22 protein-coding genes and 1 pseudogene are annotated in these 23,697 nt (G+C 72.7%); 13 read left to right on the top strand and 10 right to left on the bottom strand.

The features are described from left to right. Nucleotides 1–3: 3 nt before the first annotated feature. From A6A08_RS08060 to A6A08_RS08050, 3 genes are all read right to left on the bottom strand, one after another. Nucleotides 4–234 (bottom strand): helix-turn-helix transcriptional regulator, encoded by a 231-nt coding sequence (locus tag A6A08_RS08060; protein ID WP_073701921.1) that lies wholly within the window; start codon nucleotides 232–234, stop codon nucleotides 4–6. A gap of 2 nt (nucleotides 235–236) precedes the next feature. Beyond that, the gene (locus tag A6A08_RS08055) at nucleotides 237–656 is read right to left on the bottom strand and encodes a hypothetical protein (protein ID WP_073701920.1); all 420 of its coding nucleotides are present in this window, start codon (nucleotides 654–656) and stop codon (nucleotides 237–239) included. 242 nt (nucleotides 657–898) lie between these two features. Then, nucleotides 899–1,573 (bottom strand): Crp/Fnr family transcriptional regulator, encoded by a 675-nt coding sequence (locus A6A08_RS08050; protein WP_193789460.1) that lies wholly within the window; start codon nucleotides 1,571–1,573, stop codon nucleotides 899–901. 314 nt (nucleotides 1,574–1,887) lie between these two features. On the opposite strand from A6A08_RS08050, the gene nth reads away from it, so the two are divergent. From nth to A6A08_RS08035, 3 genes are all read left to right on the top strand, one after another. Then, a complete protein-coding gene (gene nth, locus A6A08_RS08045) occupies nucleotides 1,888–2,631 on the top strand; it encodes an endonuclease III (protein ID WP_199866874.1) in 744 nt (247 codons plus the stop codon). A 343-nt stretch (nucleotides 2,632–2,974) separates the two neighbouring features. After that, nucleotides 2,975–3,628 carry a CoA pyrophosphatase gene (locus A6A08_RS08040; protein ID WP_073701918.1) on the top strand — a complete coding sequence of 218 codons (654 nt, stop codon included), beginning with the start codon at nucleotides 2,975–2,977 and terminating at the stop codon, nucleotides 3,626–3,628. A gap of 21 nt (nucleotides 3,629–3,649) precedes the next feature. After that, nucleotides 3,650–4,828, top strand: coding sequence for a MarP family serine protease (locus tag A6A08_RS08035; RefSeq protein WP_073701917.1), 1,179 nt, complete (start codon nucleotides 3,650–3,652; stop codon nucleotides 4,826–4,828). A gap of 83 nt (nucleotides 4,829–4,911) precedes the next feature. On the opposite strand, the gene A6A08_RS08030 is transcribed toward A6A08_RS08035, so the two are convergent. Next, nucleotides 4,912–5,457, bottom strand: coding sequence for an ATP-binding protein (locus A6A08_RS08030; protein ID WP_073701916.1), 546 nt, complete (start codon nucleotides 5,455–5,457; stop codon nucleotides 4,912–4,914). 13 nt (nucleotides 5,458–5,470) lie between these two features. After that, the gene (locus tag A6A08_RS08025; RefSeq protein WP_073701915.1) at nucleotides 5,471–5,818 is read right to left on the bottom strand and encodes an STAS domain-containing protein; all 348 of its coding nucleotides are present in this window, start codon (nucleotides 5,816–5,818) and stop codon (nucleotides 5,471–5,473) included. Between the two features lie 232 nt (nucleotides 5,819–6,050). On the opposite strand from A6A08_RS08025, the gene A6A08_RS08020 reads away from it, so the two are divergent. The 4 genes from A6A08_RS08020 (at nucleotide 6,051) to A6A08_RS08005 (ending at nucleotide 9,477) form a co-directional block, all read left to right on the top strand. Next, on the top strand, nucleotides 6,051–8,348 hold the full coding sequence (locus tag A6A08_RS08020) for a DEAD/DEAH box helicase (RefSeq protein WP_199866873.1): 2,298 nt from the start codon (nucleotides 6,051–6,053) through the stop codon (nucleotides 8,346–8,348). A 221-nt stretch (nucleotides 8,349–8,569) separates the two neighbouring features. Further along, nucleotides 8,570–8,758 (top strand): DUF4244 domain-containing protein, encoded by a 189-nt coding sequence (locus A6A08_RS08015; RefSeq protein ID WP_073701914.1) that lies wholly within the window; start codon nucleotides 8,570–8,572, stop codon nucleotides 8,756–8,758. Then, nucleotides 8,736–9,092 (top strand): TadE family type IV pilus minor pilin, encoded by a 357-nt coding sequence (locus A6A08_RS08010; RefSeq protein ID WP_274534016.1) that lies wholly within the window; start codon nucleotides 8,736–8,738, stop codon nucleotides 9,090–9,092. The genes A6A08_RS08015 and A6A08_RS08010 overlap by 23 nt, the downstream gene beginning before the upstream one ends. A 4-nt stretch (nucleotides 9,093–9,096) precedes the next feature. Next, nucleotides 9,097–9,477, top strand: coding sequence for an Rv3654c family TadE-like protein (locus tag A6A08_RS08005; RefSeq protein ID WP_073701912.1), 381 nt, complete (start codon nucleotides 9,097–9,099; stop codon nucleotides 9,475–9,477). Nucleotides 9,478–9,781: 304 nt separating this feature from the next. Here A6A08_RS08005 and A6A08_RS08000 read toward each other — a convergent pair whose 3' ends face one another. The 5 genes from A6A08_RS08000 to A6A08_RS07980 all read right to left on the bottom strand — a co-directional run bounded on the left by A6A08_RS08000 (nucleotide 9,782) and on the right by A6A08_RS07980 (nucleotide 15,294). Beyond that, nucleotides 9,782–10,486, bottom strand: coding sequence for a type II secretion system F family protein (locus A6A08_RS08000; RefSeq protein ID WP_073701911.1), 705 nt, complete (start codon nucleotides 10,484–10,486; stop codon nucleotides 9,782–9,784). Between the two features lie 91 nt (nucleotides 10,487–10,577). Continuing rightward, complete coding sequence (locus tag A6A08_RS07995; RefSeq protein WP_073701910.1) at nucleotides 10,578–11,255, bottom strand: type II secretion system F family protein; 678 nt, start codon at nucleotides 11,253–11,255, stop codon at nucleotides 10,578–10,580. Continuing rightward, a complete protein-coding gene (locus A6A08_RS07990) occupies nucleotides 11,243–12,391 on the bottom strand; it encodes a TadA family conjugal transfer-associated ATPase (protein WP_073701909.1) in 1,149 nt (382 codons plus the stop codon). Before A6A08_RS07990 ends, A6A08_RS07995 begins: the two co-directional genes overlap by 13 nt. Further along, nucleotides 12,388–13,455 carry a septum site-determining protein Ssd gene (gene ssd, locus A6A08_RS07985; protein WP_073701908.1) on the bottom strand — a complete coding sequence of 356 codons (1,068 nt, stop codon included), beginning with the start codon at nucleotides 13,453–13,455 and terminating at the stop codon, nucleotides 12,388–12,390. The genes A6A08_RS07990 and ssd overlap by 4 nt, the downstream gene beginning before the upstream one ends. Before the next feature lie 1,026 nt (nucleotides 13,456–14,481). Then, a complete protein-coding gene (locus tag A6A08_RS07980) occupies nucleotides 14,482–15,294 on the bottom strand; it encodes an oxidoreductase (protein WP_073701907.1) in 813 nt (270 codons plus the stop codon). Between the two features lie 209 nt (nucleotides 15,295–15,503). Here A6A08_RS07980 and acs point away from each other — a divergent pair, with 209 nt between their 5' ends. The 6 genes and pseudogenes from acs to A6A08_RS07955 all read left to right on the top strand — a co-directional run bounded on the left by acs (nucleotide 15,504) and on the right by A6A08_RS07955 (nucleotide 23,359). Further along, nucleotides 15,504–17,474, top strand: coding sequence for an acetate--CoA ligase (gene acs / locus A6A08_RS07975; protein ID WP_073701906.1), 1,971 nt, complete (start codon nucleotides 15,504–15,506; stop codon nucleotides 17,472–17,474). A gap of 215 nt (nucleotides 17,475–17,689) precedes the next feature. Then, nucleotides 17,690–18,175 (top strand): phage holin family protein, encoded by a 486-nt coding sequence (locus A6A08_RS07970; RefSeq protein ID WP_073701905.1) that lies wholly within the window; start codon nucleotides 17,690–17,692, stop codon nucleotides 18,173–18,175. A gap of 9 nt (nucleotides 18,176–18,184) precedes the next feature. After that, a pseudogene (locus A6A08_RS28645) lies at nucleotides 18,185–19,036 on the top strand (alpha/beta fold hydrolase); the annotation flags it as partial. A gap of 96 nt (nucleotides 19,037–19,132) precedes the next feature. After that, nucleotides 19,133–19,660 (top strand): DUF309 domain-containing protein, encoded by a 528-nt coding sequence (locus A6A08_RS28640; protein WP_242422188.1) that lies wholly within the window; start codon nucleotides 19,133–19,135, stop codon nucleotides 19,658–19,660. Nucleotides 19,661–20,220: 560 nt separating this feature from the next. After that, complete coding sequence (locus tag A6A08_RS07960; RefSeq protein WP_073701903.1) at nucleotides 20,221–22,641, top strand: sodium-translocating pyrophosphatase; 2,421 nt, start codon at nucleotides 20,221–20,223, stop codon at nucleotides 22,639–22,641. A 229-nt stretch (nucleotides 22,642–22,870) separates the two neighbouring features. After that, nucleotides 22,871–23,359 carry a histidine phosphatase family protein gene (locus A6A08_RS07955; protein ID WP_242422187.1) on the top strand — a complete coding sequence of 163 codons (489 nt, stop codon included), beginning with the start codon at nucleotides 22,871–22,873 and terminating at the stop codon, nucleotides 23,357–23,359. Nucleotides 23,360–23,697: the final 338 nt, after the last annotated feature.

Here is a 23,697-nt window from a genome sequence, read left to right as displayed (position 1 = left end):
GCGTCACCGCGGGGTGTCGGAGTCCGGGTACTGGAAGACCTCCTCCAGAGGCGCTCCCAGGGCCCGGGAGATCTGGAAGGCCATCTCCAGCGAGGGGGAGTAGCGCCCCTTCTCGATGGCGATGACGGTCTGCCGGGTCACGCCGATCCGGTCGGCGAGCTCGGCCTGGGTCATCTCGCCCCGGCTGAAGCGCAGGGCGCGGATGCTGTTGGTGACCCTGGTCGTCTTCCCCACGGTCAAAAGCCCTTTCGGTAGGCGACGAGCTTCACGATCGAGGAGACGACCGCGGAGAGCACGTAGGCCAGGTAGATCGTGTTGGCGATCCAGAAGTGGGGGTGTTCCAGCAAGGTGAGGCTCAGCGGCACCGCCGTGAGCGCCGACATCACGACGAAGCCGACCCGGTCGCCGCGCTGGTCGATCTCCCGGTCGCGCTGGTCCCTGAGGTGGGCGTCCTTGTGGCCCAGGGCGGCCACCACCGCGTTGAGCACGATCGTCGTGACGACCGACGCCACGGCGGCCGTCAGCAGCGGGGGCTGGTAGGCGATCTCCGCCACGGCCGTGCCCTGTGCCTCCCCGAGGATGAACACGAGGTAGGCGGCGGGTACGACCACCGCGACCGCGAGGTAGACCCAGAGGCGTCTCTCTTCGAAGGGCATGTCCGCTCCCGATGTGATGTCAAAGATTTTTGACATCTTCGAATGTAAAGATGTGCGGACATCATGTCAAGGAAGTTTGACATCACCATCCAGGGAGCCCCCATGGCGGGAACCGGGAGGGGTCCCCGCAGGCGGCCGGGAGGGGCCCGGACACAGCTGTGGCCGCCCATCCCCGAGGGGAGGAGCGGCCACACAGCGTTCAGGCCTGGGGCGTCCTGGTGCGGGTGCCCTGGCGGGCGCGCCTAGCGGGCGCGGCGCCGCATCCGCTCGACGTCGAGCAGGACGACGGCCTTGGCCTCGATCCTCAGCCAGCCGCGCAGCGCGAACTCGGCGAGGGCCTTGTTGACCGTCTCGCGGGAGGCGCCGACCAGCTGGGCGAGCTCCTCCTGGGTGAGGTCGTGGTGGACGTGCAGGCCGTCCTCGCCCTCCTTGCCGAACTTGTCGGCCAGCTCCAGCAGGGCCTTGGCGACACGGCCCGGGACGTCGGTGAAGACCAGGTCGGCCATCACGTCGTTGGTCCGGCGCAGGCGGGCGGCCAGCGCCTTGAGCAGCTGCAGCGACACGTGCGGGCGGCTGGACAGGAACGGGCGCAGGTCGTCGTGGCCCAGTCCCGCGAGCACGGAGTCGGTGACCGCCACGGCGCTCGCGGTGCGCGGGCGCGGGTCGAACAGGGACAGCTCCCCGAACATCTCGCTGGGGCCGAGCACCCCGAGCAGGTTCTCGCGGCCGTCCACGGCCGTACGGGTCAGCTTCACCTTCCCGCTGAGGATGACGTACAGGCGGTCGCCCTCGTCACCCTCGCTGAACAGGGTCTGGCCGCGGCCGAGGCGCACCTCGTTCACCGAGGAGCGGAGCGCGGCCGTGTCCTCCTCGTCCAGAGCTTCGAACAGAGGGGCCTTCCGCAGCACCTCGTTGATCTCGTCCACCACACGTCCTCCTAAAACCTGACCGCCAACAGTGTGACGTATATCGCACCCCGGCGTGAAACCAGGGTGTTATCTCGGCTTGTCCGCCGAGAGACAACGTGCCCACAACAGCCGACGCCAGCCCCTGAGATCCTAGTCGTCTTCAGTTCTGTACCAGGGCCGACCGCGCCGCGCCACCGGACATTGGTTACATAGTTCCGGCCGCGGGTCCGGTCACCAGCACGAACACCGGCGGGACGCCGGAACATCCGTGCACCGGGCCGGTGGACGCGTCCGTGCCCTCGCCGGGCGCCTACCCTGTGACGATGCCCCGTGACACACCAGACGCGACGGCGGAGGCGGCCACTCCCACGGGCGAGAGCCGACTCGCGCTGGTCCGCCGTGCCCGCAAGATGTACCGGCAGCTCGTCGAGCTGTATCCGGACGCCCACTGCGAACTGAACTTCACGAACCCGCTGGAGCTGCTGGTCGCGACGATCCTGTCCGCGCAGTGCACGGACAAGAGGGTCAACCAGGTCACCCCCGCCCTCTTCGCCCGCTACCCCGACGCCGAGGCCTACGCCTCGGCCAGGCGGGAGGAGTTGGAGGAGATGATCCGCTCGACCGGCTTCTTCCGGGCCAAGACCAACAGCCTCATCGGGCTCGGCCAGGCGCTGTGCGACCGGCACGGCGGGGAGGTTCCGGGGAACCTCCCCGACCTGGTCAAACTACCCGGTGTAGGACGAAAGACCGCAAACGTACTGCTCGGTAACGCCTTCGATGTGCCCGGTATCACCGTCGACACCCACTTCGGGCGGCTCGTCCGCCGGTTCGGGTGGACCGACGAGGAGGACCCGGTGAGGGTCGAGCACGCCGTCGGCGGGCTCTTCCCGCCCAAGGACTGGACGATGCTCTCGCACCGGGTGATCTGGCACGGCCGCCGGGTCTGCCACGCCCGCAAGCCCGCGTGCGGCGCCTGCGGACTGGCCCGCCTGTGCCCCTCCTTCGGCGAGGGCCCCACGGACACCGCGACCGCCACCAAGCTGCTGCGGATGCGCTCCTTCTCCTGAGCCTCCCCGGCGGGCCGCTCCCCACCAGGGGCGGCTCCTCCCCGGGGAGCGGGAGGCGGATCAGGGCGGGCACACGCCGGTACTTTGTACTCTGATCAGGTGAGTGTGCGCACATCGACCCCGCCGTCGCCCCCGGGGCCCGCGGCACCCGGCGCGGCGGCGGCATTCCCGCCCGCCGGCGCCGGGGAAGGTCCGACCATATGACGACCTCCTCCGGGCGCGTCCCCCCGCGCGGCGGGGCCCACGCGGCCGGCGCGGGCGCCGCGTCCACGCGGGGCGCTTCGCGCACGCGCTCCCGACCACCCATCCGACGGCGCGACAACCCCCGGAACAGGTCCCGCGTATGAACCCGCCTCCTCAGTGGCTGACCGCACTCGCGGACGCCGCCACGACGATGACCGTGCCGCCGCCCATGCGGCCGCCGAAGGACGGCGGTCGCGAGTCCGCCGTCCTCATCCTCTTCGGCGAGGGGGCGCGGGGGCCGGACCTGCTCCTGATCCAGCGAGGCGACGGTCTGCGCAGGCACTCCGGACAGCCCGCCTTCCCCGGCGGCCGGATCGAGCCGTCCGACACCTCCCCCGAGGCCGCCGCGCTCCGCGAGGCCGAGGAGGAGACCGGGCTCGTCCCGGCCGGGGTCGACGTCGTCGGCCGCCTGCCGGAGCTCTACCTGAGCTTCAGCGACTTCCGGGTGGCGCCCGTCCTGGGCTGGTGGCGCGAGCCCAGCGAGGTGCGCCCCACCGACCTGGAGGAGGTCGCCGCCGTCTCCCGCGTCGCGGTCGCCGACCTCGCCGAACCGGCGAACAGGGTCATGGTGCGCTACGGCGGCGGGCCCCACTGGGGTCCCGGCTTCCGGGTGGAGGGCATGCTCGTGTGGGGCTTCACCGGCGCGATCATCGACAGCCTGCTCGGTCTGGGCGGCTGGGAACTTCCCTGGCGCGACGAGGGTCTCACCGACGTGTTCGAAGCCACCCCGAACGGCCTGCGGCCCGTCGGGTAACGCTCACTCTTGGAGGGCAATGTGCTCGACGTGATCCTGGTCGTTCTGTTGCTGCTGTTCGCGGTGACCGGTTACCGACAGGGTTTCATCGTCGGTGTCTTCAGCTTCGCGGGCTTCATCGGCGGAGGAGTCCTCGCCGCGCTGGCCGCCCCGGGCCTCATCCAGGAGTGGGTGGTCGACCCCGGCAGGCAGGCGCTGCTGGCCATCGCCGTGGTGTTCCTGTCCGCCGCGCTCGGCCAGTTCCTGTGCTCCTACGTGGGCACCCTCGTGCGCAACAGGGTCACGTGGGACTCGGCCCGTGTCCTGGACGCCATGGGCGGCGCCGTGGTCAGCGGTGTGTCGGTGCTGCTGGTGGCCTGGTTCATCGGCAGCACGGTCGCGAACTCGGCGCTGCCGTTCGTGGCCGGGCAGGTGAGGGACTCGCGCATCCTGCAGTCGGTGGACACGCTGATGCCCGAGGCCGCGCACAACGGGTTCTCCACGTTCCGCCGGGTCGTGGACCAGAGCGCCTTCCCGCAGGTGTTCAGCGGCCTGGGCACCGGCGAGCTGGCCGAGGTGGAGCCGCCGGACCCGGACGTGCTCACCACACCGGAGCTGATCGAGTCGAGCCGCAGCGTGGTCAAGGTGCTGGGCACCGCTCCGTCCTGCCAGCGCCGCGTGGAGGGCACCGGCTTCGTCTACTCCGAGGGCCGGATCGTGACCAACGCGCACGTGGTCGCCGGGGTCACCGACGACCTGCGGGTGGTCACCCGGGAGGGGTACCAGCTGGACGCCACCCTGGTTCTGTTCGACCCCCAGCAGGACCTGGCGGTGCTGCACGTGCCCGATGTGGAACTGGAGCCGCTGGAGTTCACCCACGAGGCTCCCAGGGGCGGCGACGCGGTGGTGGCGGGCTTCCCGCGCAACAGCGGCTTCACAGCCGTCCCAGCGCGTGTGAGGGCCCGCCAGACGGCGCAGGGGCCGGACTTCTACCACTCGCAGCAGGTGAGCCGGGAGATCTACCAGGTGCGCGCGGTGGTGCGCCCGGGCAACTCCGGCGGGCCGCTGCTGGCACCGGACGGCACCGTGTACGGGGTGGTGTTCGCCGCCGCCACGAACGAGCCGGAGACGGGGTACGTGCTCACGGCGGACGAGATCTCGGGCAACGTCCGCAAGGGCCTGGAGGCCACAGAGGAGGTCTCCTCCCAGACCTGCGACTGATCCGGCCGCCGGAGCACGGGGAGGACGAGGAGGGGGCGCCCTCCCGGAAGAGGGGCCCCCGTGTGCGTCGGTTACCGCCGGAGCTAGTTCGAACGCGGGTCGGAGGGAGGCTCCGCCGCCAGCGGCCAGCTCATCCGCACGACGGTGCCCTGGTCGCTGGGGTCGATCTTCACCTCGTCGGCCAGGCCCGTGATGACCGCCAGGCCCAGTCCCGGGGAGAATCCGGAGATCCCGCCGGGGGGTGTGTCGTCACCGTCCAGGAAGAGCCCGTCGAGCATGGACGCGCCGGCGCTCTCCTCCGTGTCCTTGGCGGGGGCACGGTCGGAGACGACGACCTCGAAACGTTGCGCCGCGCTTCCGTTGACGCGCAGGACGCGGCTCGCGGCGTCGGTGCGGGAGTCCGGCGCCTCGGACCCGCTGCCGTCGATCAGCTGGAGCAGGATCGGCTGTGTCGGGCAGTGCAGCTTGTGCGCCGCCACCGCCCGGGAACACGCCTCGCCGACGGCCAGCCTGATCTCGTCGATCGCGGAGGCGGCGATACCCGCCCGGCGCGCCACGGTCGCGGCCATGAGCCGCGCCGTGCGCACGTGGGCCGGGAGCGCGCTGATCGTGAGCGTGATGGTTGCCATCGCTCGCTCTGGGCTACTTCGCCGAACGCTTGTCGATGGCTTCCTGCACCGAGCTGTGGATACCGAAGACCTTGGTCAGACCGGTGATCCGGAAGATCTTCAGGATGCGCTCCTGGGTACAGACGAGGTCGAGGGTCCCGTCGTGGGCCCGGACGCGCTTGAGCCCGCCCACAAGCACGCCGAGGCCCGTCGAGTCCAGGAACTCCACCTTCTCCATGTTGACCACGAGATGGAAGTTGCCCTTGTTGACCAGGTCGATCAGCAGCTCACGGAGCCGGGGCGCGGTATAGACATCGATCTCACCCTCAACGACGACGATCTCGGTGTCGCCCTCGGTGTAATGATCAAGCTTCAAGTCCACTAGTCCTCCAGCGCCGAACCGCGAAAAATCGCGAATGATCTCTGCCGGGCGTTACCCCACCAGCACGCATTCAACCACGCATGTCGAGTGCGTCTTCCTGTGATGCACAGAAAAACCGTGACACCGCGCCACTGTTCCCCCGGATGTCACACTGAAACCGACGTCCCGGTGCCTCCCCCTTCGTCGGAGGGCGCCTGAGGGCCTCGAACGTGTCCAGTGAGGAGGGTCTCGGATGAGGCGACCGGAGCCCGTGCTTCCCGGCGTGTGGCGTGACGATACCCGGTACCCGCAGGTGACCCACATCGAACACGTGGCCCGCAACGGCGGGGTGAGCGGGGAGTGGCCCGCCTGGACCGCTCCCCACCTGGTCGGCAGGCTCGCCGACCGGGGGATCGTCAGGCCGTGGTCCCACCAGGCCGAGGCCGCCGACCTCGCACGCTCGGGCCGTGATGTGATCATAGCCACCGGTACCGCCTCGGGAAAGTCACTCGCCTTCCTCCTACCCGCGGTGGACGCGGTCGACGCGGGCGGAACCGTGCTCTACCTCTCCCCCACCAAGGCGCTCGCCCAGGACCAGCTGCGGTGGATATCGGACCTGGCCGTTCCGGACATGCGGGCGGCCGTCTACGACGGCGACACCTCCCCCGAGGAGCGCTCCTGGGTGCGCGAGCACGGCAACTACGTGCTGACCAATCCGGACATGCTCCACCACGGCATCCTGCCCCGCCACGGGGCGTGGTCGCGCTTCCTGCGCCGGTTGCGCTACGTGGTGGTCGACGAGGCCCACAGGTACCGGGGCGTCTTCGGTTCGCACGTCGCGCAGATCCTGCGGCGGCTGCGCCGGGTCTGCGCCCGCTACCGCTCGGAGCCGGTGTTCGTGCTGGCCTCGGCCACCTCGGGCAGCCCGGCCGAGAGCGCCACCCGGCTGACCGGGGTACCCGTCACGGCGGTCAGCGAGGACGGCTCGCCGCGTCCGGGGATGTCCGTGGCGCTGGTGGAGCCGGAGCTGACCGACCTGACCGGTGAGCACGGCGCCCCGATCCGCCGGACGGCTCCCTCCCAGGCCGCCGAGATGCTCGCCGACCTGGTACGGGACGGCGTGCGTACGCTGGTGTTCGTGCGCTCCCGCCAGGGCGCGGAGGTGGTCGCGCTGACCGCCCAGCGGCTGCTGTCGGAGCGGGGCGACCACACTCTGGCCGGGCGGGTGGCCGCCTACCGGGGCGGGTACCTGGCCTCGGAGCGCCGGGAGCTGGAGGAGGCGCTGCGCTCGGGGGAGCTCCTGGGCCTGGCCAGCACCAACGCCCTGGAGCTGGGGGTGGACATCAGCGGCCTGGACGCGGTGCTCATCGCCGGGTGGCCCGGCACGCTGGCGTCGCTGTGGCAGCAGGCGGGACGCGCCGGGCGCCGCGGGGAGGACTCACTGGCGGTGTTCATCGCCCGGGACGACCCCTTGGACACCTACCTGGCGCACCACCCGGAGGCCATTTTCGGTCGTCCCGTAGAGGCCACTGTTCTTGACCCGGAAAACCCGCACATCCTGGGTCCGCACCTGTGCGCGGCCGCCCAGGAGCTGCCGATCACCAAGGACGACTTCGCGCTCTTCGGTGGAACGACCGAGGAGCGGCTCGACGAACTCGTCGAGCGCCGACTGCTGCGCAAGCGCCCACGGGGCTGGTTCTGGACCAGCAACGAACGAGCTAGTGACCTGGCCGATATCCGGGGATCGGGTGGTTCGCCGGTACAGATCGTCGACTCGGAGAGCGGACAGCTGCTCGGGGAGGTCGACGAGCCCGCCGCCCACGGCACCGTGCACCCCGGCGCGGTGTACCTGCACCAGGGGTCCACGTACCTGGTCGACTCCCTCGACCTCGACGAGGGGATCGCGCTGGTCCACTCCGCCGAGCCGCCCTACAGCACATGGGCGCGCGACACCACCGACATCACCGTCCGGTCGGTGCTGCGCGAGGAGCGGTGGCCGAGCGGGGCCACCGTGTACTTCGGAGAGGTCCAGGTGGTCCGACAGGTGGTGGGCTTCCTCAGGCGGGACGTGCGCACCGGCTCGGTGCTGGGGGAGCAGCCGCTGGACCTGCCCGAGCGCACCCTCGACACCCGCGCGGTGTGGTGGACCCTGCCCGCCGAGGGCGAGGCGCGGCTGCGCGGGGAGGACGTGGGGCTGCTGGGCGCCGCCCACGCGGCCGAGCACGCGGCGATCGGCCTGCTTCCGCTGCTGGCGACCTGCGACCGCTGGGACATCGGCGGGGTGTCCACCTCCGTGCACGGCGACACGGGCAGGCTGACGGTGTTCGTCTACGACGGGTACGAGGGCGGCGCGGGCTTCGCCGAACGGGGGTACTCGGCGGCGCGGAGGTGGCTGTCCGCGACCCGCGCGGTCATCGCCGACTGCGAGTGCGAGCAGGGCTGCCCGTCCTGCATCCAGTCGCCCAAGTGCGGTACGGGCAACGAGCCGCTGAGCAAGGCCGGGGCGCTGCGGCTGCTGGACGAGGTGCTCGCCGGCGACGGCGCGGACTGACCCGTCCGGCGGGCTGTCTCCCCCTCCGGGGGGCGGTCCGTCCACAGGCTGTGGACGGGATCCGCCCCCGCCCGGGCGGACCCGGCCGGGCGACGGGCGCGCCCCGGCGGGGCCGCGGGGTTTTCCACAGGCTGGGGGCGGGGCTTTCGCATCGCTCCCGGCCGCCCGAACCTGGAAGAGGAGGGACGGCACCCCGCCGGCCCCCGACCAGGGAGACCACCATGCTCGCTCTCACGCGCCCGTGTCCGCGCACCGCCGTGGACGACGCCGGGATGACCACGTCCGAGTACGCCTTCTGCACGATCACCGCCGTCGCCTTCGCCGGGGTCCTCTACGCCGTCCTCACCAGCGGAGCGGTCAGCGAGGCCCTCACCAACCTCGTGGTCGATGCGCTCAGCTCGGGTCTGTGACCGCGGCTCGGCCACCGCGGAGGCGGCGATGACGCTGCCCTCCCTGCTGCTGGTCCTGGGTGTGGCCCTCGGTGCCGTCGGGGCCGCGTCGGCCGAGCTCTCCTGCGCCGACGCCGCGCGTGTGGGCGCGCGGGCCCTGGCCCGGGGCGAGCACCACGACCGGGTCCGCGCCCTGGCCCTGGCCGCGGCGCCCGACGGCGCGCACGTCCACCTGTCCGAGGACGGGGGCATGGCCCGCGTCACCGTACGGGCCGAGCCCCGCCTCGGCCCCCTGGCCGCCCTTCCGGTGGAGGTGGACGGCAGCGCCGCCGTCCCCCTCGAACCCGGGAGCTGACCCCGTGCGCTCCGACTCCGGATCCGCCACCGTCTGGTGGGCCGCCCTGGGCGCACTGCTCTGGTTCGCCACCCTCGCCGTCCTCGCCACGGCCACGGCACGGCTCGACCGGGACCGCGCCACCGCCGCCGCCGACCTCGCCGCGCTCGCGGCCGCGGCCCGGGCCGTCCACGGAACGGAACAGGCCTGCGCGCGGGCCCGGGACACCGCCGAGGCCAACGGGGCCTCCCTCCGGTCCTGTGCCCTCACCGGCTCCACCGTCGAGGTGGTGGTCGCGGTCCCCTCCTCCCTCGTCGACCGGCCCGTCACGGCGCGCGCCCGCGCGGGGCCGGCCGCCGTCTCCCCCGAGCAGGCGAAGCGAGCCCCGCACCCGTCTTCGCGCTGATGTGCGCCCTCCTGCCGTGCGGCACCGCCCGGCCCGGGGCGCACCCTCCCCCGTACAGCCCCGTCCGCGCCACACACCGCCACCCGCCGCTGAGCCGGGGGCCGCTGAGCCGGGGCCCGCCACACGGCGGCGGACCCGGCCGACACCGTGTCCCGGGCCGTCGGCGGCGTCTCCACCGGTAAGCCCGCTGGTGCTGCGCGTCGCCGTGCCGACCCTGCGCCTGTCCGTCGGCTGGCCGGGCCTGCCCGCCCCGTACGAGGGGCGGCGGCGTCGCCCCGGCGGCGGACCCCTGCCCCCGGCGGGCTCAGCCGCCCAGGGCCCGGGACAGGAGTTCGGCGGCCATCGGGACGATCCCGATCAGCACGAACGCGGGCAGGAAGCACAGCCCCAGCGGCGCCACCACCAGCACGCCCAACCGCTCCACCCGGGCCGTCCCCCGGGCCCGCAGGGTCCGGCGCAGGTCGGCCACGTGCCGGTCCAGCAGGTCCGCGACCGGCGCCCCCGTGTCCGCGGCCCGTGCCAGGTCGCGTCCCACCGCGACCAGGGGTTCGGGGAGCACCGGGCGCCGCCACGCCTCGGCGGGGTCCGCCCCCAGGCGCAACTGCTCGGCCACAGCCGACAGCTCCTCGCCCAGCCTGCCCCGCGCCGCGCGGGAGACCGCCGTGAGACAGGCGGGCACCGTCGCCCCGGAGCGGATGCCCGCGGCGAGCAGACCGATCACCACGGGCAGGTCCGCGCTCACCGGAAGCCGGTCGGCGCGGGCTCCGGCCCCGCGGGCACGCGCCCACAGGGCCACGCACACCCCGGCCGCGAGCAGGCCCCCGAGCACCCCGAACAGGGCCGTCGCCACGGCGAGGGAGGACGCGCACGCCAGGGACAGGCCCAGCCGCCGAACCGGCGGCCCCGTGCGCGGGGGACCGGAGGAGGGCCGCAGCCTGCGTGCCGGTCCCCCTCCCAGCAGTACCCACACACCAGCGGATCCGAATGCCGCGGCGGCCGTCAGGAACATCCGTTCTCCCTTCCGGGCGGCCACCACCGTGGCCGGAGTCGTCGTTCGGCGCGGGCGGGGCCACCGGGGGGTACCGGGAGCCCGGATCGGCTCAGGGGACGGCGGTCGCCGAGCGCACCATGCGCAGGGTCCACCAGGCCCCGAGGGCGTCCAGAGCCGCCCCGGACACCAGGCACGCCAGGCCGAGCGGCGTGGTGAACAGGAACGCCAGCGGTGACCCGCCCAGACCGGAGGACATCACCACGCCGACGAGCGGCAGACCGGTCAGGACGATCGCGGTGGTACGCGGGCCGCTGGTGCGCGCGGCGGCCTCGGCGCGCTGCTCCTCCTGCTCGGTGAGGTTCTCCGCCAGAGCGTCCACCACCTCGGCCAGGCCCGCCCCGGTGTCGGCGGCCACCTCCCAGCACACCGCCAGGTAGGCCAGCGCCCACAGGTCCGGGTCGCGGCCGGCCTCGCGGCGCAGCGACTCCGCGTCGGCCACCGCGCCCACCAGGGGGCCCACCTCGGCGGCGGAGACCCGCAGGGCCTCGCCCGGCGGTTGACCGGCGCGCAGCTCGGCGGCCAGCACCCGGCACAGCACCACCACCGCGCGGCGGCGCTCGGCGCCCTCACCGGAGCGGGCCGCCGGCGTCCTCCACGCCACCCGCCGCCGCACCTGGCGCCGGGGGCGGGCCAGCACGGCCTCCAACCGGTTCCGCGGCGGTCCGGGGACCAGGTACAGCAGCACCAGGGCCGCGGCGCAGACCACCAGCGCGGTCACCGCCGCCACCCGTCACCCAGCCGGGCCGCCACCTCATTTACTCCCGGATACTCCCGGCGGACGCCGCCGGGGCCGAAGGACACCGCGGGCACCGCGCGCACCAGCCCGTCCGGATCGCGCTGCAGCACCCGCAGTTCGGCCAGGCGCCGCACCCCCGCGTCCCGGACCAGGTGCACGACCACGGCCCGTGTGGCGGCCAGCTGGCTGTGCACCGCCGCACGGTCCAGCCCGGCCCCGCACCCCAGCGCCTCCACCCGCGCGGGCACGTCACCGGCACCGTTGGCGTGCAGGGTGCCGGCGCCGCCCTCATGGCCCGTGTTCAGGGCTCCCAGCAGGGACACGATCTCCGGTCCGCGCGCCTCGCCCACCACCAGCCGGTCCGGACGCATCCGCAGCGCCTGCCGGACCAGGGTCTCCAGGCAGACCTCGCCGCTGCCCTCGATGTTGGCCGGGCGGGTCTGGAGCCGGACCACGTGCGGGTGGTCGGGCCGCAGCTCGGGGGAGTCCTCGGCCAGCACGATCCGCTCACCCGGGTCCACCAGGGACAGCAGGCTGGACAGCAGGGTGGTCTTGCCCGTGCCCGTCCCCCCGCTCACCAGGAACGGCACCCGGGCCGCCACCAGGGCCCGGAGCAGCGCCGCCCCGCACGGGGTCACCGTCCCGCGCCCGGCCAGGTCCTCCAGGGTGAACACCCGCTGGGGCGGCAGGCGCAGGGACACACAGGTCCCGGCGGGCGCCACCGGCGGCAGCACCGCGTGCAGCCGGGCACCGCTCGGCAGCCGGGCGTCCACGTACGGCACGGCCGCGTCCAGCCGCCGCCCCGCCTGCGCCGCCAACCGCTGGGCCAGCCGGCGCACCTCGTCGGCCGACTCGAACCGCACCCCGGCCCGGCGCAGGCCGCCGCCGTCGTCGACCCACACCTCGTCGGGGCCGTTGACGAGGACGTCGGTGGCCCCGGAGGCCATGAGCTCCTCCAGGAGCCCCGTGCCGGACAGGTCGGCGGCCAGGCGGCGGGTCATGGACAGCACCTCGGTGTCGCCCAGCAGGCCTCCCTCCGCGCGCAGCGCCGCCGCGACGCTCGACGGGCTCACCGGTACCCCGGAGGACACCAGGCGGTTGCGCACGGCCTCCACCAGCGCGCTCACCGGACCCCCTCCGGTGAGGGCAGGCCCGACACGACCCGGTCGGCGAACCGGGCCAGGGGCGAGCGGGAGCGGCGGGCGGGCGCGCTCCCCGCGGCCATCAGGCGCGCCAGCCCCGGCTCGGAGGGCAGGTCGGCGCCCAGGCCCACCCTCAGGGTCGTGGCCACCACGTCCGCGCTCAGCTCGGCCCGGGCGCCCCGCACCACCAGCCGCACGGTCCGGGCCTCGTCCCGCAGCCGGGAGAGCAGCCTGGTCGCCGCCACCACCGACGGCACGTCCGCCGGGACCACCAGCAGCACCAGGTCGGAGCGGTTCAGGAACACGGTGGTGGCCGGGTCGAAGGACCGGGGCAGGTCGGCCACGACCAGGTCGGTGCCCTCCCTCGCCGAGGACAGGACCGCGCGCACCGCTCCGGCCGGCAGCGGCGCGGTCGGCTCCCGCCCGCGTGTCCAGGTGAGCACCGACACCCGGGGAGTGCCCGGGAGCCCGACGCTCAGGTCGCGCCAGCGGACCCGGCCGCTCCGGCTCAGCAGGTCCTCCCAGCCGGTCCGCCGCCGCGGGTCGGTGGAGGGATCGTGGTCGCAGCCGAGGTAGAGGTCGGGGCCGCACCCGAGCGGGTCGGCGTCCAGCAGTGCGGTGGAGCGCCCGGTCCGCTCACCCGCCAGGGCGAGGGCGACCGCCACCATGCTGGCTCCGGCGCCTCCCCGGCCGCCGACCACGGACACCGTGGGAGCCGGCGCCCTGGCTGGGGCCGACGCCCTCGCGATCAGGTCCACCAGGATGGACTCGTCCCGGGGCAGCAGCAGGAGGCGCGCTCCCCCGGTGGCCGCGGCCCGCGGGTCGCGGGACACGACCACGTGGCGGCCCGCCGGGGGGTCCGCGTCGCGCAGGGCCGCGTGCAGGTCGGCGCCGACCACGGCGAGCGGGGCGCGCGGCCACAGGCTCAGCGCCCGGTCGGGGGTGTGGGCGACGGTGACCTCGGTGGAGGCCGCCGTGGCCAGTCTGAGGAGGTCGTCGAGGAGGAGGGGGTCGGCGGTCGCGAGCAGGGGACGGCGCTGGACGTCCATGGCACCTTCCGGATCGGGGTCTTCCTCGACCTTCGCCGACCCGGCGGCACGGGGAAAGCCCCGTCCGGAGGCTGTGGAAAACTCCGGCGGGCGCGGGTGCGCGGGGATCTCGGGGGCCGCGCGGGGAACCGGGGGCCGTGGGCCCCGTGCGGGGGCACGGGCTCACCTGACGGGCGGGAAGCGTATACGGGGGCGAATACGCTTTCCCGCCCGACAGGCGAGAGGAGCGGACGCGGTGGCCGGCCTGCACGGGGGGCGCGAAGGCGACCACGCGGTTTCCGGTCCCGGGGGGTCGGACCGGGTCCGCTCTCCGGTGAGGGTCTGTGGAGAGAGGTCCTCCCGCGACCGTCGAAAGAGCCAGACTCGCGACCGTTCTCCGAAGCGGGCGCCTGCGCCGGATACGCGGAATGGGCGCGCGGCGCCGACCGCCCTTTCGGGGAACGACGGCACAGACGGTATCACGTGATGTTGTGTATGGGTTCGGGAATCCAGGGGGAAAACTTGGGCCAACCCTCTTTCCGTAACCGGGAGCCCCGGCGTAGAAAGAAAGCAGTTGGTGGCTTCAGAACCACCCCGACGCGCCGGCCGGGAACCCACGCGCCACCTGGCCCCGTGAGGCCCGTCCAGGCCGGACAGCCTGATGAGCTGCCTGGTCGGACTAGGAATGCGGACGCCTGCTAACCCGGTGGAACGCGTCGGAGACGGCGCCCCGCGAGACAGCGACGGGGCGTCGTCCCGCTTGTGCGCGAGGTTTTTCTGTGCGCGGGTTTGTCGCAATCCCGTGCCATTCGCACACCGGAAAGCGTGATCGAAACGATACCCTTTGTTGTCACTGCTCGTTGTCTGGAAGCGAATGGCTTCCCGCCTTTTCGGAAGGCGCGCAGTCGTCCCCGGCAAAGGCGGTACCCGCCCCGTGCCCGCCTCGACTCCTCCGCGCGTCCGCGCACCCGGAGCGCGGGCTGAGCGTCCGCGGCGGCCTGGGCCCGGTCTGCTTCCGCACGCGCCCGCGCGCCCGCGGACGCGGACTCAGCCGCGCTTGAGGGCCTCGCAGGTGGCCAGCGAGTCCTGCGCGCCGGCGCGGACCGCGCGGCAGCAGTACACGACCCACTCGGCCACGCCCTCCGGCGTGCCGCCCATGTACCCGCGCAGAGCCGGGCCGTACTCGTCCCGCAGCGTCCGGTGGCCCAGCTCCGACGGCACCAGCGACTTGGGGTCCAGGCCCCGCTCCACCAGGGTCAGCCGCTCCGCCGCGCGCGCCACCAGGCCGTCGCCCCATCCGAACGGACGGACGGCCATCAGCTCGCCGTGCACCAGGGCCGACGTCACCAGGGCGGGGACCGACGTCCGGGCGCCCAGCAGCGAGTACAGGCCCTCCAACCGGGCCAGTGCCACCTCCGGAGCCGGTGCCGGGCCGAGCTCCAGCGGGTCCTCGACCCGCTCCCCGGCCATCCGCGGGCGGCCCAGCGCGTCCTCGGACACCGCGTCCGCCGCGGCGAGGGTGTGCAGCCGGGCCAGCGCCTGGCGCGGCGCCTTCGGCCAGGTGGCCACCAGGCTCCCCAGCTCTCCGGACACCCGCAGCGCGCCCTTGATGCGCGTGTCGTACACATGCCCCTCGCGGATCTCGTCGATCGAGACCTCGGCGCCCTCCAGCGCGGCCGACGCGCACGCGCCGCGCAGGGCGGACTCCATGGACACGTCGCTGCTGCGGCGGCGCAGCACGCGGTGTCCCAGCAGGCGGTCGACCAGGGTTCGTGTATCGGCGACCGCATCCGCCACACCGGGCAGTTCGGCGATCCGGGCCAGCGGGTCGGACGCGGAGGCAGAAGTCGATGGGTTCACGGGAAACAACACTACGCGCCGGTAACACCGGCCGCCTCCACCCCGCCCCCACCGGCGCCGCGGGACCGCTCGTCGCGGGCGGACGACCGCTCGCCGTCCGTTCGCCGCGCGTCCGGAGGCCCCCGCCGCTGTACGGCGGCCCGGTTGTTCACGCGGTATTGCACCACATGATTAATTGGGTGTGAACAGCCTACGTAAGGAGAATCACAGTGGCCGACAGCACTCCCCCGAGCCAGGAGACACTGTCCAACCTTCTCCACGAGACGCGCAGCTTCCCTCCGCCGGAGGACCTCGCCGCCAACGCCAACGTCAAGGCCGAGGCCTACGCCGAAGCCGCCGAGGACCGTCTCGCCTTCTGGGAGGAGCAGGCCCGCAGGCTGCAGTGGGACCAGCCCTGGGACACGGCCCTGGAGTGGAACCCGCCCTACGCCAAGTGGTTCGTCGGCGGCAAGCTCAACGCCTCCGTCAACTGCGTGGACCGCCACGTGGCCAACGGTCTGGGCGAGCGGGTCGCCTACCACTGGGAGGGCGAGCCCGGCGACACCCGCACCATCACCTACGCCGAGCTCAAGGACATGGTGTCCCAGGCCGCCAACGCCATGACCGAGCTCGGTGTCGGCAAGGGCGACCGCGTCGCCATCTACATGCCGATGATCCCCGAGACCGTCGTGGCCATGCTCGCCTGCGCCCGCATCGGCGCCGTCCACATGGTCGTGTTCGGCGGCTTCTCCGTGGACGCCCTCGGCCAGCGCCTCGACGACAGCCAGGCCAAGCTCGTCGTCACCGCCGACGGCGGCTACCGCCGCGGCAAGCCGAGCGCGCTCAAGCCCGCCGTCGACGGCGCGGTCGCCGACCGCCCCGCGGTCGAGAGGGTCCTCGTCGTCCGGCGCACCGGCCAGGACGTCGAGTGGACCGACCGCGACGTGTGGTGGCACGACGTCGTGGACTCCCAGAGCACCGAGCACACCCCGGAGGCGCACGACGCCGAGGACCCGCTGTACATCATGTACACCAGCGGCACCACGGCCAAGCCGAAGGGCATCCTGCACACCACGGGCGGCTACCTCACCCAGACCTCCTACACCCACTGGGCGGTCTTCGACCTCAAGCCCGAGACCGACGTCTACTGGTGCGCCGCCGACATCGGCTGGGTGACCGGCCACTCCTACATCGTGTACGGCCCGCTCTCCAACGCGGCCACCACGGTCCTGTACGAGGGCACCCCGGACACCCCGCACAAGGGCCGCTTCTGGGAGATCATCGAGAAGTACAAGGTCACGATCGCCTACATGGCGCCCACGGCGATCCGCACCTTCATGAAGTGGGGCGACGACATCCCCGCCAAGTTCGACCTGTCCAGCCTGCGCGTCATCGGGTCGGTGGGCGAGCCCATCAACCCCGAGGCCTACATGTGGTACCGCAAGCACATCGGCGGCGACCGCACCCCGGTCGTGGACACCTGGTGGCAGACCGAGACCGGCGCCATCATGGTCAGCCCCCTGCCGGGCGTGACCGCCGGCAAGCCGGGCGCCGCCATGCGGGCCATCCCCGGCATCGTCGCCGACGTGGTGGACGAGGAGGGCAACTCCGTCCCCGACGGCGAGGGCGGCTTCATCGTCGTCCGCGAGCCGTGGCCGTCCATGCTCCGCGGCATCTGGGGCGACCCCGAGCGCTACAAGGACACCTACTGGTCGCGCTTCGAGGGCCTGTACTTCCCCGGCGACGGTGCGAAGAAGGACACGGACGGCGACATGTGGCTGCTGGGCCGCGTGGACGACGTCATGCTCGTCTCGGGCCACAACATCTCCACCACCGAGGTCGAGTCCGCACTGGTCTCGCATCCGCGCGTGGCCGAGGCCGCGGTCGTCGGCGCCACCGACAAGGTCACCGGGCAGGCCATCGTCGGCTTCGTGATCCTGCGCGGCGGCGGGGACGAGGTCCCCGAGGACCTGGTCCAGGAACTGCGCAACCACGTCGGCACCTCGCTCGGACCGATCGCCAAGCCGGCCCGGCTCCTGGCGGTCCCCGAGCTGCCCAAGACCCGCTCCGGCAAGATCATGCGGCGCCTGCTGCGCGACATCGCCGAGAACCGGACCGTCGGCGACACCTCCACGCTGACCGACTCCTCGATCATGGAGGTCATCGCCAAGCAGCTGCCGTCCGCCAAGCACGGGGACTGACCGGGCGGTCCGGTCGGACCGTCCACCGCACGGGCACGCTCCCGACCGACGGCGTCCCGGCCACGGGCCGGGGCGCCGTCGCCCTCTCCCACTCATCCGTGTGACGAAACCCGGTGATGGTGTTGCGCGTGCCGTGAGAGGCACGGGAGATCGGGTATGTGCGAGGATGCGGAAGATCATCCGTGCGTTCGGACCGAGAGAAGGGAACCCCCACGATGGCGGACAAGCCGGGTACCGGTGAGCCTGGCGCCACCAGGGACACCGACCGCTCCATCAGCGAACTGGTCTCAGACGCCACGGGCAACATCTCCCGACTGGTGAGCCTGGAGATCAGGCTGGCCAAGATGGAGGCCAAGGCCGACGCGGTCCGGATCGGCAAGGGCGTCGCCGGCTTCGCGATCGTCGGGGTCCTCGCCCACATCTTCGTCATCCTTCTCTCGGTGACCGTCGCCTTCGCCCTGCACGAGGTGTTCGGTCTGCCCGCGTGGGCCTGCCTCGGCATCGTCACGCTCGCCTACCTGCTGCTCATCGTGGCCTTCGGGCTGTTCGCCCTCATCAACTTCCGCAAGCGTGAGGGCCTGCGGCGCACCGCGCTGACCACCTCACGCCTCACCGGGATCCTGCGCGGCGACATCCGACCGCCCCGGGACGCCGTCGACACCGACGACTCCGTCCGGGTGTCCGCTCCGGTGATGCGGTAGCCCCACACGGTGTTGGACGACTCGGCCGCCTACGTCGACGGCCCCTGGACCCACAGGACCGTCAGCGCCGCGGGCACGCGCTTCCACGTCGCCGAGGCCGGTGAGGGGCCGCTCGTGCTCCTCCTGCACGGCTTCCCCCAGTTCTGGTGGGCCTGGCGGTCCCAGCTGACCGCGCTGGCCGCCGCCGGCCACCGCGCGGTCGCCGTCGACCTGCGCGGCTACGGCGCCAGCGACAAGACCCCGCGCGGCTACGACCTCGTCACCCTCGCCCAGGACGCCGCCGGCCTGGTCCGGGCGCTCGGCTCGCGGGACGCGGCCGTGGTGGGGCACGGGGTGGGCGGCCTCGTCGGGTGGACCATGACCGCCTACCACCCGGGTGTCGTGCGCGCCCTGGCCGCGGTGTCGTCGCCGCACCCGCGAGGCGCCGCGCGGGTCCTGGCCGCCGGAGGGCCGGGCGTCCGCCACATGCTCAAGGCCCAGCTGCCCGTCCTCCCCGAGCACCGGCTCCTGACCGACGGGTGCGTGCGCCTGGGCGACCTGCTGCGTGAGTGGTCCGGTCCCGGCTGGCCGGACCCCGAGGTCGAGGAGCGCTACCGCCGCGCCTTCGCCATCCCGAAGGTCTCCCACTGCTCCCTGGAGTTCCACCGCTGGATCTTCCGGTCGCGGTGGCGCGCCGACGGCCTCCGCTACAACGCCCGGATGCGCACGCCCGTGCGCGTGCCCGTCCTCCAGGTCCACGGGGCCCTCGACCTGGTCTGCCCGCCCGAGACGGCACGCGCTTCGAGGCGCACGGTCACGGGGGCCTACCGTTGGAGGCAGGTTCCGGGTGCGGGACACTTTCCGCACGAGGAACGTCCCGAGGAGGTCTCCCGCGCGCTCGTGGAGTGGCTGGCGGAGATCTCCCCGGAAACGCGGACGGAGCCCTCGCGGGAGAGGGAGAACGGCGGGGAGGCACTGATGGCGACGGAATCCGCGAACGGGCGCACCGGGCGGCTCCCCGGCGGCCGGGACCGCAACGCCACCGGGCAGGCGCAGAACCAGCGCCCCCGGGACCGCTACGGGCGGCCGCTGCCGCACGGGAGCGAGGGCGAGGTCGAGCGCGTCCCCGACGACGCCGTGTTCTCCGCCGCCGAGGGCCTGGAAGAGGCCCAGCGCCTGCTCGACGGAGGGTACGCTTTCACCGCCCACGAAGTCCTCGAAGCCGTGTGGAAGTCCTCGCCCGACTCGGAGCGGGAGCTGTGGCGCGGCCTCGCCCAGACCGCCGTGGGCCTCACCCACGCGCAGCGCGGCAACCCGGTCGGCGCCGCACGCCTGCTGAGGCGGGGCGCGGACCGCGTGGAGCCGTTCGGACCGGAGGCCCCGCACGGGGTGGACGTGGCCGGTGTGGCGGCGTTCGCCCGGGCCCTGGCCGACGACCTGGACGCCGGGCGCGTCCAGCCGGGCGAGGGCGTCGACCCCTCCGGGATGCGCCTGCTCGGGCGGTAGCCGACGGAGCGGGCTCCGCCCGGCCGCCGTGCCCCCGCCGGCGGTCTCCTCAGTCTGCTGGGACCGCAGTACCCCCTGGGACCGACGGGGCGTGTGTGGCCAGTGGTGCTAATTCCTGTTTTATGGCCTTATGTAGGCTTTAGCGTTAACATCGTGTTACTGCATTATGCGATGTCATGTAAGTCAAATATTGCTGATAAAGGCATTTATCCTCTTCCTGAGATCACCGGGAGATCACATCTTCGGATTGTCTTGAAGAAATCCCGAACCGGACCTGACCTTTGTTCCGTGTGCTGCGTAGAATCCCCGGATCACCGCCTGTGAGCACATGGCACGGGCGGTACGCACCACAACCAAAGGTGGCACCGCTTCGACCCCGCCAAGCGTGCCGTCGGGCCAGCTCAGGCTCCTTCCGGACGGCGGTACGTCCACAGCCGCGCACGGAACCGGCGCCCACGCGGCGAACCGTTCCGCGCTTTTTTGGTGGACGGGGCCGAAAAGGTCGTGCCCGTCTCAAGGAGGACGGATTGTCTGGGCTCAACCTCGCCGCTGAAAGCGGCATGGCCCTATCACTGGCAGGCACCGACTTCACCCTCGTCATCATCGTCATGGTGGTGGCGCTTCTGGCACTCGCCGTAGCGGGAGTGCTGGTACGTGAGGTCCTCGCCGCAGAACAGGGCACAGAGCGGATGCGGGGCATCGCGGTCGCGGTGCAGGAAGGAGCGGGGGCCTACCTCAAACGCCAGTTCCGTACCCTCGCGGTCTTCGTCGTCCTCATCCCGTTCCTGCTGCTCATGCTCCCCGCCGACTCGTGGGCCATCGCCATCGGCCGGTCGGTCTTCTTCGCCCTCGGCGCCCTGCTGTCGTCGGCGACCGGCTTCATCGGCATGTGGCTCGCCGTACGCGGCAACGTCCGGGTCGCGGCGGCCGCCCGGGGAGGCGACGACGCCGCCAACCGCACCGCCATGCGCATCGCCTTCCGCACCGGAGGGGTGGCGGGCATGATCACCGTCGGCCTCGGCCTGTTCGGCGCGGCCGCCGTCGTCCTCCTCTACCGGGGCGACGCCCCCATCGTCCTGGAGGGCTTCGGCTTCGGCGCGGCCCTGCTCGCCATGTTCATGCGTGTGGGCGGCGGCATCTTCACCAAGGCCGCCGACGTCGGCGCCGACCTCGTCGGCAAGGTCGAGCAGGGCATCCCCGAGGACGACCCCCGCAACGCCGCCACCATCGCCGACAACGTGGGCGACAACGTGGGCGACTGCGCCGGCATGGCCGCGGACCTCTTCGAGTCCTACGCGGTCGTGCTCGTGGCCTCGCTGATCCTGGGCCGGGTCGCCTTCGGCACCGAGGGCCTGGTGTTCCCGCTCCTGGTCCCCATGATCGGTGTGCTCACCGCCATGATCGGCATCTTCCTGGTCGCCCCCCGCGCCCGGGACAAGACGGCGATGTCGGCGATCAACCGCGGCTTCTTCATCTCCGCGGCCATCTCCGCGCTGCTCGTCGTCGGCACCTCCTTCTGGTACCTGCCCGCCGGCTTCGACGGGCTGTCCGGCGTCAGCCCGGACGTCCTGGCCGAGATCGAGGCGGCCGGAACCGACCCGGACCCCAGGTTCATCGCCATCGCCGCGGTCCTCATCGGCCTGGTGCTCGCCGCCGCCATCCAGCTGCTCACCGGCTACTTCACCGAGACCGACCGGCGCCCCGTCCGCGACATCGGCGAGAGCTCCGAGACCGGCGCGGCGACCGTCATCCTCTCCGGTATCTCCGTCGGCCTGGAGTCGGCCGTCTACTCCGCCCTGCTCATCGCGGGCGCGGTCTACGCCGCGTTCCTGCTCGGGGGCGGCTCCATCACCCTGAGCCTGTTCGCCGTGGCCCTCGCCGGAACCGGTCTGCTCACCACCGTCGGCATCATCGTGGCGATGGACACCTTCGGCCCGGTCTCCGACAACGCCCAGGGCATCGCGGAGATGTCCGGCGACGTGGAGGGCCGGGGCGCCGAGATCCTCACCGGACTCGACGCCGTCGGCAACACCACCAAGGCGATCACCAAGGGCATCGCCATCGCCACCGCGGTCCTGGCCGCGACCGCGCTGTTCGGCGCCTTCCGCACCTCGGTGCAGGCGCAGCTCGGCGACACCGACGCGTTCTCGCTCTCGCTGGACCGGCCCGACGTGCTCGTCGGCGTCATCATCGGCGCCAGCGTGGTGTTCTTCTTCTCCGGACTGGCCATCATGGCGGTCGGTCGCGCGGCCGGCCGCGTGGTGCTGGAGGTGCGCGACCAGTTCCGCACCCGTCCGGGGATCATGGACGGCACGGAAAAGCCCGAGTACGCGCGGGTGGTCGACATCTGCACGAAGGACTCCCTGCGGGAACTGGTCACCCCGGGCCTGCTGGCGGTCCTCGCGCCGATCGCGGTCGGCTTCGCCCTGGGCTACGCGCCGCTGGGCGCGTTCCTCGGCGGTGCCATCGCCGCGGGTGTGCTCATGGCGGTCTTCCTCGCCAACTCCGGTGGTGCCTGGGACAACGCGAAGAAGCTCGTCGAGGACGGCCACCACGGCGGCAAGGGATCGGAGGCCCACGAGGCCACGGTCATCGGCGACACGGTCGGCGACCCCTTCAAGGACACCGCCGGCCCCGCCATCAACCCGCTGCTCAAGGTCATGAACCTCGTCGCGCTGATCGTGGCGCCCAGCGTGGTGATCTACGCGGACGACGTCGTCCTCAGGACGGTGGTGACCGTGGTGGCCGTGGGCGTGCTCGTCGGCGCGGTCCTGTGGTCCAAGCGCCGCGGCTCGGGCACCGAGACCGAGCTCGCCGAGACCGGCGGCCGGTCCACTCCCAAGGGCGCCCCCGAGGTCGGGGACGGCGGTGCCACCCCGCAGGAGGAGGCCGGCCGGGACGAGGAGACCGGTGCGAAGGAGAGCACCGGCACCGACCCGGACGAGCGTCGGGAGGAGGCCCGCGCCGGGGACGGCAAGTAGCGGAAAACGGGGAGCCGGGGTGCGGCCGTCCGGGGACTCCGGGCGGCCGCACCCGTGCCGGGGACCGCGCCTAACCTGGAGCCACGCGGACGAACCGTCGGCCGCGTCGACTACCGAAGGAGTGGTGCCCGGTGTCCGGGATGAAGGGACTGTTCGTCATCGTGGCGATCATGGTGGGGTTCATCGGCGTGCTCGCCGCCGTCGCGACGAGCCTGGTCTCGTGAGCGGCATGGGCGGCGGGAACCGCACGCTGCTGCTCATGCGGCACGCCAGGGCCGAGAACGGACACGGGCTCCAGGACTTCGACCGCCCCCTCACCGACCGGGGGCGGAGCCAGGCGGAGGCGGTCGGCCGCCTGCTCGCCGAGCGGGGGTACGCGCCGGACCACGTGATCTGCTCCGCGGCCATGCGCACCAGGCAGACCCTGGACGGGGTACTGGGCGCGATGGACCTGGCGTCGCGGCCGGAGGTGGACTACTCCGAGGCCGCCTACTCGGCGGGCGTGGACACGCTCCTGGAACTGGTGAACTACGTCGACGCCGACGCGGAGACCGTCCTGGTCGTGGCGCACAACCCGACGGTGGCGCAGCTGGCGGCGTCCTTCGTGGGCGGTGAGGCCCTGGCGTCCTACGCGCCGGCCACGGTCGCGGCCGTCGAGCTGGAGGTGGAGTGGCTGTACGCCGCCCCGGGAACCGGCACGGGGAAGCTGCTGAACTGACCGAGCCAGTGTGTGACCAGTTGACCAGTGTGTGACCCAGGTCACCAGAGGTTCGAGTTGCCAGACCGGCGGGCTGTGGGTAATGTACTCCGAGTCGCCACCGACCGGTCCAAGGCCGCGAGGGGCTGCGACACCTCTTCCGAGCGAAGCGAACGCGTATCTGCGCGGGCGTGCCGGATGCCCCCCGAAGCCCCGAGGAAGTCCTCGGGTTTCGGGAACCCTCTCCGAAACGAACTGGTTCGAGCAGTGTTCTCGAGCCGGTAAGCTCGGAGGGCGCTTCCAAGGAAAACGCGGAAGCACACCGGGCTTCACCCCGGCCAGGAACACCGAAAACCGCC

The organism is Nocardiopsis sp. TSRI0078 (assembly GCF_001905145.1).
In the GTDB taxonomy this organism is placed as follows: domain Bacteria; phylum Actinomycetota; class Actinomycetes; order Streptosporangiales; family Streptosporangiaceae; genus Nocardiopsis.
This window is presented reverse-complemented; position numbering and strand designations above follow the sequence as displayed.